This window comes from Streptomyces sp. NPDC001156 (assembly GCF_053598275.1).
On the sequence record NZ_JBSFJX010000052.1, the window covers coordinates 18,355 to 31,624 of the forward strand.

The window sequence follows — 13,270 nt, forward strand, 5'->3', positions numbered from 1 at the left end:
CCGCCGCAGGTCCCGCGGACGCCGTACGCGTCACGGCGGCTCGCTCCCTCAAGAGGCCTGCCGTGCGGTGAGGATCCGCGGGCCAGCGTCCGTGATCGCCACCGTGTGCTCCGTGTGCGCGGCACGGGAGCCGTCGTCCGTGCACAGGGTCCAGCCGTCGGGGGCCGCGTGATAGCTGTCCGTGCCGCCGCCGATGAGCATGGGCTCGATGGCCAGGACCATGCCGTGGCGCAGCCGGAGCCCGCGGCCCGGGCGGCCCTCGTTCGGGACCGCGGGATCCTCGTGCATCCTGCGGCCCACACCGTGCCCGCCGAAATCGTCCATGATGCCGTACCCGGCGGCCCGGCACACCGAGCCGATCGCATGGGCGATGTCCCCGATGCGGTTGCCGACGACGGCCGCCTCGATGCCGGCCGCGAGGGCCCGCTCCGCGGTCTCGACCAGCCGCAGGTCCTCGGGCCGGGGCCTGCCCACGACGAAGCTGATCGCCGAGTCGCCGACCCAGCCGTCCAGTTCGGCGCCGCAGTCCACGGAGACCAGGTCGCCGTCGCGCAGCCGGTAGCCGTCCGGGATCCCGTGCACGATCGCGTCGTTGACGGACGCGCAGATGACCGCCGGGAAGGGGGTCGGCGCGAAGGAGGGGCGGTAGCCGAGGAACGGCGAGCGCGCACCCGCGTCGCGCAGCACCCCGTGGGCCACCTCGTCCAGTTCCAGCAGGGAGACGCCCACGCCGGCGGCGTTCCGCACCGCCGTGAGGGCCCGGCCGACGACCTGCCCTGCCGCGTGCATGGCATCGATCGACGGATCTGTCTTGAGTTCCACCATGCCAATTACTATACCGGTCGCGCTGTGGGGGACCGGTATTAGAATGGGCGCATGGTGCGCAACCCGTTGACCCCCGAAGAGCGCGAACGCGGCGAGCGGCTCGGGCTGTTGCTGCGCGAGGCCCGCGGGTCCCGCAGCATGGCGGAAGTGGCCGCGGGCGCCGGGATCTCCGCCGAGACCCTCCGCAAGATCGAGACCGGGCGCGCACCGACCCCCGCGTTCTTCACGGTCGCTGCGCTGGCCCGGGTGCTCGGCCTGTCCCTGGACGAACTCGTCGGACTGTGCGCGCCGGTGGCGGCCTGAACCGCGGACGCCCCCCGTTGGCCGACGGCGGCGCACAGGGTGCGGGACGCTCCCGTGAGGTTGTCCGGGCGCGGCCTGAAAACTCCCTGTAGCCGATCCGTAACACGGCTGGTGTTTCCTACCGGACCGGGGTACTCCACTCGGGCGGGAGCTGGCGATGGCTGTGGATCGACTCCCGGGCGGGGTGCGGGAATTCGCGGACTACCTGAACGCGCTGCTGACGCGGCTCGACCAGGGCGGCGGCTGGTGCGGAGTGTTCTGGCAGCGCGACCCGGAGGGGATGCGGGCCTGCCTCGACGGGCGGGAGGTGCCGCCCTGGGACGTCGTGGAGGCGCTGCTGCACGACCTCGGAGCGGCATACGGTCCCGAGGCCGCCACCGGGGAGGCCGAGCGGGCGCGGGCGCTGCACGGTGCCTCGCTCGCCGCGTACGACGCCGGGCCCGGCGGCGGGGACGCCCTCGGGCACCGGCTCGATGTGATGCTCCACGAGCAGCGCCGTGCGGCCGATCGTCAGGCGGACCTCGGCCGCCGGCTCGAGAACGCCGCGACGCGCGAGGAGGCCGACTCGCTCCGTCTCGACCTGGCCTGGGCCCACGACGACCACGAACGCGCCACGGCCCGCTGCGGGGAACTCCGGCGCCGCATGGAAGCCCTCGACCACCGCGCCACGCGTCCACTCGCCGAGGGCGCGGGTGATTTCCGGGCGGCGGGCGCCGTGGACGGCGGGTGGCCGGGGGAGACCGGAGGCGGGGCGGTGCGCGGGAGGGAGGGCCAGCGCGACCGGGGCGCCTCGGGTCCGCTCTCCCAGGGTGCGGGTGATTTCCGGGCGACCGGCCCTGTGGACGGCGGGTGGCCGGGGGAGACAGCGAGCACGGCAGTGCGCGGGACGGGCCGGGATGGCGAAGCGGTCGGCCGGGGCGCCGAGGTCCACCCGGTCGGTGGCGGCGGGTGGCCGGAAGGCCGTGTGGCGGACGGGCCGGATGGTGCCGGTGGCGGGCCGGGCGGTGCTGGTGCGGAGTGGCCGGAGGCCCGCCGCGCAGACCCGGCTCGGGCGCGATCGGCACGGTGGCCGGAGGGCCTGGATGCTTCTGGGGTGCCGGTCGGCGACCGCGGGTGGCCGGAAGGCCGTGGGGCGAGCGGGCAGGATGGTGTCGGTGGAGGGCCGGGCGGTGCTGGTGCCGAGTGGCCGGAGGCCCGCCGCGTGGCCCCGGCACGGTGGCCGGAGGGCCGGGATGCGTCCGGCGTGCCGGTCAGCGGACCCGGGCGGCCCGACGGGAGTGACGCCGGCGGTCCCGGCGCAGGTGCGCAGGCCCCCTCAGTGGAGGCGCGACGGGAGGCCGACGGGGGGCCCGCGACCGCGAGGCCTCGGGACGGCGGTGGCGTCGACGGCGGCTCCGTGTGGCCGGACGGCCACCCTGGCCCTGAGGAGCACGGGTCCGGCTCTCGCGCCGGCGGCCGGCCACCTGCCGATTCGGCCGCACCCCACCCGCCCGTCGCCGAAGAGCCCCACCCGGCGGCCGGGCAGTCCGAGGACCCCGTCAAGCAGCGCTCCCGACGCCGCCCCCGCGGCAGCGCGCGATTCGCCGGCGTGATGGACGTACAAGAGGCGTCCGCGGGTCCCGCGCCCGCACCGGCCACGAGCCCTCGCGGCCCGCGTGGCGCCCGCTTCGCCGGGGCCACGGCCGCCGGGCCCCCGGCGGATACCCCGTCACGCCGGGACGTCCCCGACGAGACGGACCGGCGCCTCACCGCGGAGACGGTCGCGGCCCTCACCCGGTTACGCGCGGAGGGCCGCAGTGGCGAGGCGCACGCCCTGCTCGTCGAAGCCGCCCACTGGCCGCCCGCCCGCTACCCGCTGCTCGCCGACGAACTGCACCGAGCGGGCCTCCACGCGGACTGGACCACCCTTCTGTGGGAGGCAGCCTCGCTGTCCGTCGCAGGCCTGGTCGCCGCCGCTGATGCGCTCACCTCGGCGGGCCGGACCGCGGACGGCGAGCAGATGCTCCGCCAGGGCGTGGTGCGCCCCGCCGGGGAGATCGGTGAGGCCGTGCTCGGGCTGAGCGAGGGGCGCCGGCACCGCGAGGTCCGCGCCCTTCTCGACGTATACGTACGCGCCCGTACCCCCGAGGAGGCGGCCCGCAGTGCCGCGCCGGACCCGCAGCGGCTCGTACCGCTGCTTCTGGAGGCGGCCCGAGGGGTCTCCGACCAGAGGCACTGGGATCTCGTCCATGCCCTCAGAGTCGCCGGACTCCCCGCTTGAGCGGCCCGCGGGCCATCCGAGCACTCACCCGCAGGGGTGCGAAACGTGATCGACTCAGCGGGTTGACGACGATGGTCTTGGCAAGGCCGTCCCAGAGGCTTACGTTCGAGCCTCTACCACCTGTGTCTACGGGCGTAGAGGCTCTGACGTCCCTGCGGCGGACAACAGGCAAAGGAGCGGCACCATGGCCCACGTCGTACGCGCCGCACTGGTCCAGGCGACCTGGACCGGTGACACCGAATCCATGATCGCCAAACATATGGAGCACGCCCGCGAGGCGGCCCGGCAGGGCGCGAAGATCATCGGCTTCCAGGAAGTCTTCAACGCCCCCTACTTCTGCCAGGTCCAGGAGCCCGAGCACTACCGCTGGGCCGAGCCGGTGCCGGACGGCCCCACGGTCACCCGAATGCAGGAACTGGCCCGCGAGACCGGGATGGTGATCGTCGTCCCCGTCTTCGAGCTCGAGCAGTCCGGCTTCTACTACAACACCGCGGCCGTGATCGACGCGGACGGCAGCTACCTCGGCAAGTACCGCAAGCACCACATCCCGCAGGTCAAGGGCTTCTGGGAGAAGTACTACTTCAAACCGGGCAACCTCGGCTGGCCCGTCTTCGACACCGCGGTCGGCAGGGTCGGCGTGTACATCTGCTACGACCGCCACTTCCCGGAGGGCTGGCGGCAACTCGGACTCAACGGCGCCCAGTTGGTGTACAACCCGTCCGCCACCTCGCGCGGCCTGTCCGCCTATCTCTGGCAGCTCGAACAGCCCGCCGCCGCCGTTGCCAACGAGTACTTCATCGCCGCCATCAACCGCGTCGGCCGGGAGGAGTACGGCGACAACGACTTCTACGGAACGAGCTACTTCGTCGACCCGCGTGGGCAGTTCGTGGGGGAGGTCGCCGACGACAAGGAGGAGGAGCTCGTCGTCCGGGACCTCGACTTCGATCTCATCGAAGAAGTGCGGCAGCAGTGGGCGTTCTACCGCGACCGCCGCCCCGACGCGTACGAAGGACTGGTGAAGCCGTGAGTGACCTGCACGCCCGCCACAGGGCCGTCCTGCCCGACTGGCTGGCCCTCTACTACAAGGAGCCCCTGGAGATCACCCATGGCGAGGGCCGCCATGTCTGGGGCGGCGACGGGAAGAAGTATCTCGACTTCTTCGGCGGCATCCTCACCACGATGACCGCGCACGCGCTGCCCGAGGTCACCAAGGCGGTGACCGAGCAGGCCGGACGGATCCTGCACTCCTCGACCCTCTACCTCAACCGGCCGATGGTCGAACTCGCCGAGCGTATCGCCCAGTTGAGCGGCATCCCGGACGCCCGTGTCTTCTTCACCACGTCCGGCACCGAGGCCAACGACACCGCGCTGCTGCTCGCGACGACGTACCGGCGCAGCAACCAGATCCTGGCGATGCGCAACAGCTACCACGGCCGTTCCTTCAGCGCGGTCGGCATCACCGGCAACCGCGGCTGGTCCCCGACCTCGCTGTCCCCGCTGCAGACCCTGTACGTCCACGGCGGCGTCCGCACCCGCGGCCCGTTCGCCCACCTGGGCGACGCCGAGTTCATCGCGGCCTGCGTCGAGGACCTCAAGGACCTGCTCGGGCACACACGGCCGCCCGCGGCGCTGATCGCCGAGCCCATCCAGGGCGTCGGCGGCTTCACCTCGCCGCCGGACGGGCTGTACGCGGCCTTCCGCGACGTGCTCCAGGAGCACGGCATCCTGTGGATCGCCGACGAGGTGCAGACCGGCTGGGGCCGCACCGGCGACCACTTCTGGGGCTGGCAGGCCCACGGCCGCAGCGGACCGCCGGACATGCTCACCTTCGCCAAGGGCATCGGCAACGGCATGTCCATCGGCGGTGTCGTCGCCCGCGCCGACATCATGAACTGCCTGGACGCCAACTCCATCTCGACGTTCGGCGGCACCCAGATCACGATGGCGGCAGGTCTCGCCAACCTCTCGTATCTGCTGGAGCACGACCTGCAGGGCAATGCCCGGCGCGTGGGCGGGCTGCTGCTGGAGCGCCTGCGGGCCGTCGCCGCGCAGCTGCCGGCCGTACGGGAGGTGCGCGGACGCGGCTTGATGATCGGCGTCGAGCTGGTGCGGCCGGGCACCGACCAGGCCGACCCGGACGCGGCGTCCGCGGTGCTCGAGGCGGCCCGCGAGGGCGGTCTGCTGATCGGCAAGGGCGGCGGCCACAACACCAGCGTGCTGCGCATCGCCCCACCGCTCACGCTCACCGTCGCGGAGGCCGAAGAGGGCGCCGCGATCCTCGAGCGAGCCCTGGCGAGCGTCCACTGATGGTCCAGCCCCTCGACAGCGCCGTCACGAGGTGTCTTCGGTAAGACCAGAGCAAGGGAAGACAGCCATGACCACCGCCTTGGAACCCGCCCTGTCGGTACGCCAGGTCCTCACGCTGGACCGGGTGCTCGCCGGAGAGCCCGAGGTGGTGGCCGGCGCGGCGAACCTCGACCGGCCGGTGCGCTGGGTGCACGTCGCCGAGGCCGCCGACGTCGGGGTGATGCTCACCGGCGGCGAGATGGTCCTGACCACCGGGGTGCTGCTCGCCGGCGACGAGGACAAGCAGACCGACTACATCCGCTCCCTGCACCGCGCGGAGGCCGCGGCCGTCGTCCTCGGACTCGGCCGCGCCTTCCCCACGCCACCGGACGTGATGCGCCGGGCCGCCGAACGCTGCGGACTGCCCATGGTGGTCCTGCACCGGCCCTTCCCGTTCGCCGAACTGACCGAGGAGGTCCAGTCCCGGCTCGTGCGGCGGAATTTCGCGGCCGTGAGCCTGTCGGAGTCCGTCCGTACGGCGCTGACCGGACTCATCACGGCCTGCGCCCCGCTGCAGCGGCTGCTCGACGAGATCGCCGTGCACGCCGGCTGTCCCGTGATCCTCGCCAACCTCGCGCACCGCGTGCTCGCGACGGCGGGGGAGCGGTCCGCGGTGGACGACGTGCTGCGCGACTGGGAGCGCATCGCCCGGCAGGCGGGCGGCACCGAGGGCGACGGCTGGGTCCGCGCCGAACTGGGCGGACGCGGCGAGCGCTGGGGCCGGATCGTGCTGTGCGGCTACCGCGGCGACAGCCCCATCGGGAGCCTTCTCGCCGAGCGCGCGGCCGAGGCCCTCGTCCTGCACCGCATGCTCGGCGGCTCGGTGCACAGCTGGGAGGAGCAGTCCGCCCAGAGCCTGCTGACGGACCTCGTCTTCGGCGTGGTGCCGGCCCGTCAGCTGCTGCCGCGGGCGCGTGCCGCCGGACTGCCCGTCAACCGCCGCACCTTCGTCCCGCTCGTGGTACGCGACGGGGACCCGGCCCATCTGGACCGGATGCTGCGCCTGCTCGGGCTCTCCGGGCTCGTCGCCGAACTCGCCGACGGGGCCACCGCCGTGCTGCTCAGCCTCCCCCGCGACCAGGACGCCGAGGCGCTGACCGCCCACTTCGCCGCCCGGCTGAGGACGGAGTCGGTCTCGGGCGGAACGGTCGTCGCGGCGGCCGACGCGCGTGCCGCCTGGGAGGACGTACCCGCCGGGCTGCGCGAGGCCCGGCATGTGGCCGACGCCGTTGCCGGGCATTCGGCCGCGCTCGACCTGCCGCCGGTGGTCCGGCTCAGGGACGTCCATCTGCGCGGTCTGATCCGGCTGCTGCGCGACGACCCGCACGTCCAGTCCTTCGCCGAGCGGGAACTCGACGGACTGCTGTGCGGGCGCGACGCCGAGCAGGAGCTGCTGCCGGTGCTGCGGACGTATCTCGCCACCGGCCGCAACAAGTCCCGCACCGCACAGCTCCACCACGTCAGCCGTCCCGCCCTCTACCGGAGGCTGGAGGCCATCCAGGCCCGCCTCGGGGTCGATCTCGACGACTTCGAACAGGCCGCCTCCGTGCACATCGCGCTGCTCGCGCACGACGCCCAACAGGGGTGAAACACCGTGGAAAAGTGCGGGAAACCAGTGTGTACGAGCCGGGTTGACACCGTGCAACGCAGGGCGCCCGCAGACGTGACACGGTGCAACTCAAAGCGGCCCGCACGGCTTCCTAAGCTCACCGCACACCGAGCGACCGGAGGTCCCGATGAGCAGAGTGATCCGTGCCGCCGTCTTCCAGACCGCCTGGACGGGCGACAAGGAATCGATGATCCAGGTCCACGAGCAGGCGGCCCGCGACGCGGCCGCGCAGGGTGCTCAGGTCCTGTGCTTCCAGGAGCTGTTCTACGGGCCGTACTTCTGCCAGGTCCAGGACCCGGCGTTCTACGAGTACGCCGAGCGGATTCCGGACGGCCCGATCGTCAAGCGCTTCCAGGCGCTGGCGAAGGAGCTGGGCATCGTACTGGTGCTGCCCATGTACGAGGAGGAGCAGCCCGGCGTCCTCTACAACACGGCGGCGGTGATCGACGCCGACGGCTCGTACCTCGGCAAGTACCGCAAGACCCACATCCCGCAGGTGAAGGGCTTCTGGGAGAAGTTCTACTTCCGTCCCGGCAACTCCGGCTGGCCCGTCTTCGACACCAAGGTGGGCCGGATCGGCGTCTACATCTGCTACGACCGCCACTTCCCGGAGGGCTGGCGGGCCCTCGGCATCGCGGGCGCCGAGATCGTGTTCAACCCGTCGGCCACCTCGCGCGGCCTCTCCGGCTATCTCTGGCAGCTGGAGCAGCCGGCCGCCGCCGTGGCCAACGAGTACTTCGTGGGTGCGATCAATCGGGTGGGCGTCGAGGAGCTGGGCGACAACGACTTCTACGGGACCTCGTACTTCGTGGACCCCGAGGCGCAGTTCGTCGGCGAGGTGGCGAGCGACAAGGAGACCGAGCTCGTCGTGCGCGACCTCGATCTGGCCAAGCTGCGCGAGGTCCGTGACCGCTGGCAGTTCTACCGCGACCGCGCCCCGGGCACGTACGGCCCGCTGACCGCGCCGTAACGGGCGAAGATGCCCCCGCGCCCCTGAAGAGGGGCGCGGGGGCAGGCCCGGCATGCGGCTCCGCCGCGTGAGCGCGACAAGCCACAGACAACCCGCACTTCTCACGACCGCCGTCAACGCCCGGAGGGTGAGCATGACTCGTACCGTCATCCGCGGTGGCCTCGTCATCACCGCGTCCGACGAGATCCACGCCGACGTCCTGATCGAGGACGGCCGCATCGCCGCCCTCGCCGCGACCGGCACCCCGACCGCCGAGGCCTTCACGGCCGAGCGGACCATAGACGCCACCGGCAAGTACGTCATCCCGGGCGGTGTCGACGCCCACACCCATATGGAGCTGCCGTTCGGCGGCACCTTCGCCTCCGACACCTTCGAGACCGGGACCCGGGCCGCCGCCTGGGGCGGGACCACGACCATCGTGGACTTCGCCGTGCAGAGCGTCGGCCACACGCTGCGCGAGGGCCTGGACGCCTGGCACGCCAAGGCCGAGGGTAACTGCGCCGTCGACTACGGCTTTCACATGATCGTTTCCGATGTCAACGAGGAGACGCTCAAGGAGATGGATCTGCTGGTCGAGGAGGGTGTCACCTCCTTCAAGCAGTTCATGGCCTACCCCGGCGTCTTCTACAGCGACGACGGCCAGATCCTGCGCGCCATGCAGCGTTCCGCCGAGAACGGCGGCCTGATCATGATGCACGCCGAGAACGGCATCGCGATCGACGTACTGGTCGAACAGGCACTGGCCCGCGGCGAGACCGACCCGCGCTACCACGGTGAGGTCCGCAAGGCCCTGCTGGAGGCCGAGGCCACCCACCGCGCCATCAAGCTCGCCCAGGTCGCCGGCGCGCCGCTGTACGTCGTGCACGTCTCGGCGCAGGAGGCGGTCGCCGAGCTGGCCAGGGCACGGGACGAGGGGCTCAACGTCTTCGGCGAGACGTGCCCCCAGTACCTCTTCCTGTCCACCGACAACCTCGCCGAGCCGGACTTCGAGGGCGCGAAGTACGTGTGCAGCACGCCGCTTCGCCCCAAGGAGCACCAGGCGGCCCTGTGGAAGGGGCTGCGCACCAACGACCTCCAGGTGGTCTCCACCGACCACTGCCCCTTCTGCTTCGTCGGCCAGAAGGAGCTGGGCCGGGGCGACTTCTCGAAGATCCCCAACGGCATGCCCGGCGTCGAGAACCGTATGGACCTGCTCCACCAGGCCGTCGTCGACGGGCACATCTCCCGCCGCCGCTGGATCGAGATCGCCTGCGCCGCCCCGGCCCGCATGTTCGGGCTCTACCCGAAGAAGGGCACCATCGCCCCGGGCGCGGACGCCGACGTCGTCATCTACGACCCGCACGCCGAGCAGATCATCTCCGCCGAGACCCACCACATGAACGTCGACTACTCGGCGTACGAGGGCAAGCGCACCACCGGCCGGGTCGAGACCGTCCTCTCGCGCGGGGAGCCCGTCATCACCGACCGGGAGTTCACCGGACATGCGGGCCACGGCGTCTACACCCCCCGCTCCACCTGTCAGTACCTCAACTAGGAGTGGCGCCCATGGACTTCGGACTCGTCCTGCAGACCGACCCGCCGGCATCGCGGGTCGTCAGCCTGATGAAGCGCGCCGAGCGCAACGGCTTCCGCTACGGCTGGACCTTCGACTCGGCCGTGCTGTGGCAGGAACCGTTCGTGATCTACAGCCAGATCCTGGCGAACACCCAGAAGCTCACGGTCGGTCCAATGGTGACGAACCCGGGCACCCGCACCTGGGAGGTCACGGCCTCCACGTTCGCCACCCTCAACGACATGTTCGGCAACCGCACGATCTGCGGCATCGGCCGCGGCGACTCGGCCATGCGCGTCGCGGGCCGCAAACCCAACACCCTGGCCCGCATCAGCGAGGCCATGAAGGTCATCAGGGCCCTCGCCCGTGGCGAGGAGGCGGACCTCGGCGGCGCGGTGATCAGGTTCCCGTGGATCAAGCCGGGCGCCGAACTGCCGGTCTGGATGGCCGCGTACGGCCCCAAGGCCCTGAAGATGACCGGGGAGGAAGCGGACGGCTTCATTCTCCAGCTCGCCGATCTGTATCTGACCGAGTACATGGTGAAGGCCGTGAAGGACGCGGCCGTCGCCGCCGGACGCGATCCGTCCGAGGTCAAGATCTGCGTCGCGGCCCCGGCGTACGTCACCGAGGACGACTCGCCCGAGGCGCTCGCGCACGCCCGTGAGCAGTGCCGCTGGTTCGGCGGCATGGTCGGCAACCACGTGGCCGACCTGGTCGCCAAGTACGGCGAGCACTCCGCCGCCGTACCCGAGGAACTCACCGACTACATCAAGGCCCGCGAGGGCTACGACTACTCCCACCACGGACGCAGCGGCAATCCCGACACCCAGTTCGTGCCCGACGAGATCGTCGACCGATTCTGCCTCATCGGCCCGCCCGAGAAGCACATCGACAAGCTCAACGCGCTGCGCGACCTCGGGGTCGACCAGTTCGCCGTCTACGACATGCACGACGCTCAGGAAGCAGTCATCGACGTGTACGGAAGTCAGATCATCCCGGCCGTCAACGGCTAGTTCCCGCAAGGGTCCTTCCACCGGCCCTCTTCGCTCGTCCCCTTCTCGCTCCCCCGAGAAGGGGCCAGGGCGCTCCCGTCCCTTCGTTGCCGGGGCGCACCCCCCATCGGCTACGCCACCCCCACGGCCTTTCCCGTCCCGCCTCATGATTGGCCTGCCCATGACCGACACGGCTCCTACGGCCATACCGCTGTCCGACCAAGTCACCGGCCCCGACGGGCGGGTGGAGTTCGCCCCGGGCTCCGCGCAGCCCACCGGTCCGTACGCCAACGAGGACCTGCTTCCGGTCCCCGTCGCACGGCGCACCTGGACCACGTACAACTTCTCCGCACTGGGTGTTGCGTAAGAGAGAACACATACTGCGCAGTGAGGCGCTGACAGGTGCTTCGCCGGCGACCGCGCTGGTCGCGCGAGCACGCGTCCAGCGTGCGTGCTTGACGCCGTCGGAGTAGGCCGCCTTCCGCAGCTGTGCGCGCGGAGCTGGTCGGCTTCTCCATCGTTCGCTGTAGTCCCCGGGGTTGCGACAAGGCCCAGGATTCACGTCCCTGCATGAGTCTCCGAGTTGCGAGGTGGTCTCCAATGTCCTCCAGTGGAAGAACCCTGGCCGATCCGGCCGTTGCCCAGCACGCGTATCCGGACGGCCGGGTCGCCTTGTCTGATTCGGCGGTGCTGGACGACTCGCGTTTCGCCAACGCGGACCTGCTGCCGGTCGCGATCGAGCGCCGTAAGTGGGGGACTTACAACTATCTCGCCCTTTGGGTGGGAATGGCGCATTGTATCCCGTCGTGGACGCTGGCCTCGGGGCTGGTGGCGCTGGGGATGGACTGGAAGCAGGCGGTGCTGACGATCGCGCTGGCCAACGTGATCGTGCTCATACCGATGCTGCTGACCGGCCACGCCGGCACCAAGTACGGCATCCCGTTCCCCGTCTTCGCCCGGGCGTCCTTCGGGGTGCGCGGCGCCAACCTGCCGGCGATGGTGCGCGCGGCGGTGGCCTGCTGCTGGTTCGGCATCCAGACTTGGATCGGCGGGGAGGGCATCTTCCTGCTCGCCGGCAAACTGTTCGGCCACGGCTGGCTGAACGCCGGCACTATAGCGGGCACGCCATGGACTCAGTGGCTGTCGTTCCTTGTCTTCTGGCTCATCGAGGTCGCCATCATCACCCGCGGCATGGAGACCCTGCGCAGAGTCGAGAACTGGGCGGCGCCGCTGGTGATCGTCGGCGCGCTGGCCCTGCTGGGCTTCATGGCCGCCAAGGCGGGAGGCTTCGGCCCGCTCCTGGACCAGCCCTCACGTCTCGGCTGGGGGAGCGACTTCGCGAAGGTCTTCTTCCCCTCGCTCATGGGCATGATCGGCTTCTGGTCCACACTGTCGCTGAACATCCCCGACTTCACCCGCTTCGGCGGCAGCCAACGCGCTCAGTTGTGGGGCCAGACACTGGGCCTGCCGACCACGATGACGCTCTTCGCGGTCCTATCGGTGCTGGTCACGTCAGGCTCGCAGGCTGTCTACGGGGAGCCGATCTGGGACCCGATCGCACTGAGCGCGAAGATGAGTAACACCGTCGGCGCCCTGTTCGCACTGCTCATCGTCATGGTGGCGACCCTGTCGGTGAACATCGCCGCCAACGTCGTCTCACCGGCGTACGACCTGTCCAACCTGCTGCCGCGACTGGTCAGCTTCCGCACCGGCGCGCTGATCACCGGCGTGGTCGGCATCCTGATCATGCCGTGGAAGCTGATCGCCAACCCGCACGTGTACATCTTCACGTGGCTCGGCTTCGTCGGAGGCCTGCTCGGCACGGTGGCCGGCATCCTCGTCGCCGACTACTGGATCGTGCGCGGTACCCGCCTGGCGCTGGGGGAGTTGTACCAGTCTGGCGGCCGGTACTGGTACATGGGCGGGTGGAACCTGCGCGCGGTGGCGGCATTCGTGGTTGGAGGCATCCTGGCCGTCGGTGGCTCGTACTCGACCGTCGTCAAGGGCGTCAAGCAGGGCCCGTTCCCCGTCGACGGGGTCATCCCATTCCTCAAGCCGCTGGCCGACTACGGCTGGGCGGTCGGCCTGGCCTCCGCCGTGCTGCTCTACACGCTGCTCAGCCTCGGCACCGGGCGGAAGCAGGACGCCTGAACCGCAGACTGGCTGGTGAGTACGCCGGGCACGGGTGTGGCGGAGTACGCCCGTGCCCTTGTACCGGGAGGGCGACAGTACCCGGCGTACAGCCCGACTCGTCTGCCGCTATCTGCGGCTTTGCCAGGGAAAGGGCCTCTGACCTGCGTCGGAGGCTCTTTCCGGTCTTTCGGGGGCTTGCCGTGTAAGGCGGCGAAAAGTCCCTCGGAAGTCCCTCGGACAGCGCTGAAAGTCCCTGAAAAGGCCCAGGAGTTGAGGGGCG

General features: G+C 70.9%; 10 protein-coding genes and 1 pseudogene. 10 read left to right on the top strand and 1 reads right to left on the bottom strand.

What is annotated here, in order from left to right:
• Positions 1-48: 48 nt before the first annotated feature.
• Positions 49-825, bottom strand: a complete 777-nt coding sequence (map, locus tag ACWDA7_RS23945) for a type I methionyl aminopeptidase (protein WP_450606256.1) — start codon at positions 823-825, stop codon at positions 49-51.
• A 51-nt stretch (positions 826-876) separates the two neighbouring features.
• Between map and ACWDA7_RS23950 the strand changes: the two genes are divergently transcribed.
• The 10 genes and pseudogenes from ACWDA7_RS23950 to ACWDA7_RS23995 all read left to right on the top strand — a co-directional run bounded on the left by ACWDA7_RS23950 (position 877) and on the right by ACWDA7_RS23995 (position 13,008).
• Positions 877-1,128 carry a helix-turn-helix domain-containing protein gene (locus tag ACWDA7_RS23950; protein ID WP_450606257.1) on the top strand — a complete coding sequence of 84 codons (252 nt, stop codon included), beginning with the start codon at positions 877-879 and terminating at the stop codon, positions 1,126-1,128.
• 157 nt (positions 1,129-1,285) lie between these two features.
• The gene (locus ACWDA7_RS23955) at positions 1,286-3,388 is read left to right on the top strand and encodes a hypothetical protein (RefSeq protein ID WP_450606258.1); all 2,103 of its coding nucleotides are present in this window, start codon (positions 1,286-1,288) and stop codon (positions 3,386-3,388) included.
• Between the two features lie 184 nt (positions 3,389-3,572).
• Entirely contained in the window at positions 3,573-4,415 is an 843-nt protein-coding gene (locus ACWDA7_RS23960; RefSeq protein WP_450606259.1) for a nitrilase-related carbon-nitrogen hydrolase, read from the top strand.
• On the top strand, positions 4,412-5,695 hold the full coding sequence (locus tag ACWDA7_RS23965) for an aspartate aminotransferase family protein (RefSeq protein WP_450606260.1): 1,284 nt from the start codon (positions 4,412-4,414) through the stop codon (positions 5,693-5,695). The genes ACWDA7_RS23960 and ACWDA7_RS23965 overlap by 4 nt, the downstream gene beginning before the upstream one ends.
• A gap of 67 nt (positions 5,696-5,762) precedes the next feature.
• The gene (locus tag ACWDA7_RS23970; protein ID WP_359398215.1) at positions 5,763-7,322 is read left to right on the top strand and encodes a PucR family transcriptional regulator; all 1,560 of its coding nucleotides are present in this window, start codon (positions 5,763-5,765) and stop codon (positions 7,320-7,322) included.
• 148 nt (positions 7,323-7,470) lie between these two features.
• Positions 7,471-8,313, top strand: coding sequence for a nitrilase-related carbon-nitrogen hydrolase (locus ACWDA7_RS23975; protein ID WP_450606261.1), 843 nt, complete (start codon positions 7,471-7,473; stop codon positions 8,311-8,313).
• A 133-nt stretch (positions 8,314-8,446) separates the two neighbouring features.
• Positions 8,447-9,847, top strand: a complete 1,401-nt coding sequence (hydA, locus tag ACWDA7_RS23980) for a dihydropyrimidinase (RefSeq protein WP_450606262.1) — start codon at positions 8,447-8,449, stop codon at positions 9,845-9,847.
• A gap of 11 nt (positions 9,848-9,858) precedes the next feature.
• The gene (locus ACWDA7_RS23985; RefSeq protein WP_450606263.1) at positions 9,859-10,878 is read left to right on the top strand and encodes a TIGR03842 family LLM class F420-dependent oxidoreductase; all 1,020 of its coding nucleotides are present in this window, start codon (positions 9,859-9,861) and stop codon (positions 10,876-10,878) included.
• A 160-nt stretch (positions 10,879-11,038) separates the two neighbouring features.
• A pseudogene (locus tag ACWDA7_RS23990) lies at positions 11,039-11,218 on the top strand (nitrate reductase); the annotation flags it as partial.
• A 239-nt stretch (positions 11,219-11,457) separates the two neighbouring features.
• Positions 11,458-13,008 (top strand): NCS1 family nucleobase:cation symporter-1, encoded by a 1,551-nt coding sequence (locus tag ACWDA7_RS23995; protein ID WP_450606264.1) that lies wholly within the window; start codon positions 11,458-11,460, stop codon positions 13,006-13,008.
• Positions 13,009-13,270: the final 262 nt, after the last annotated feature.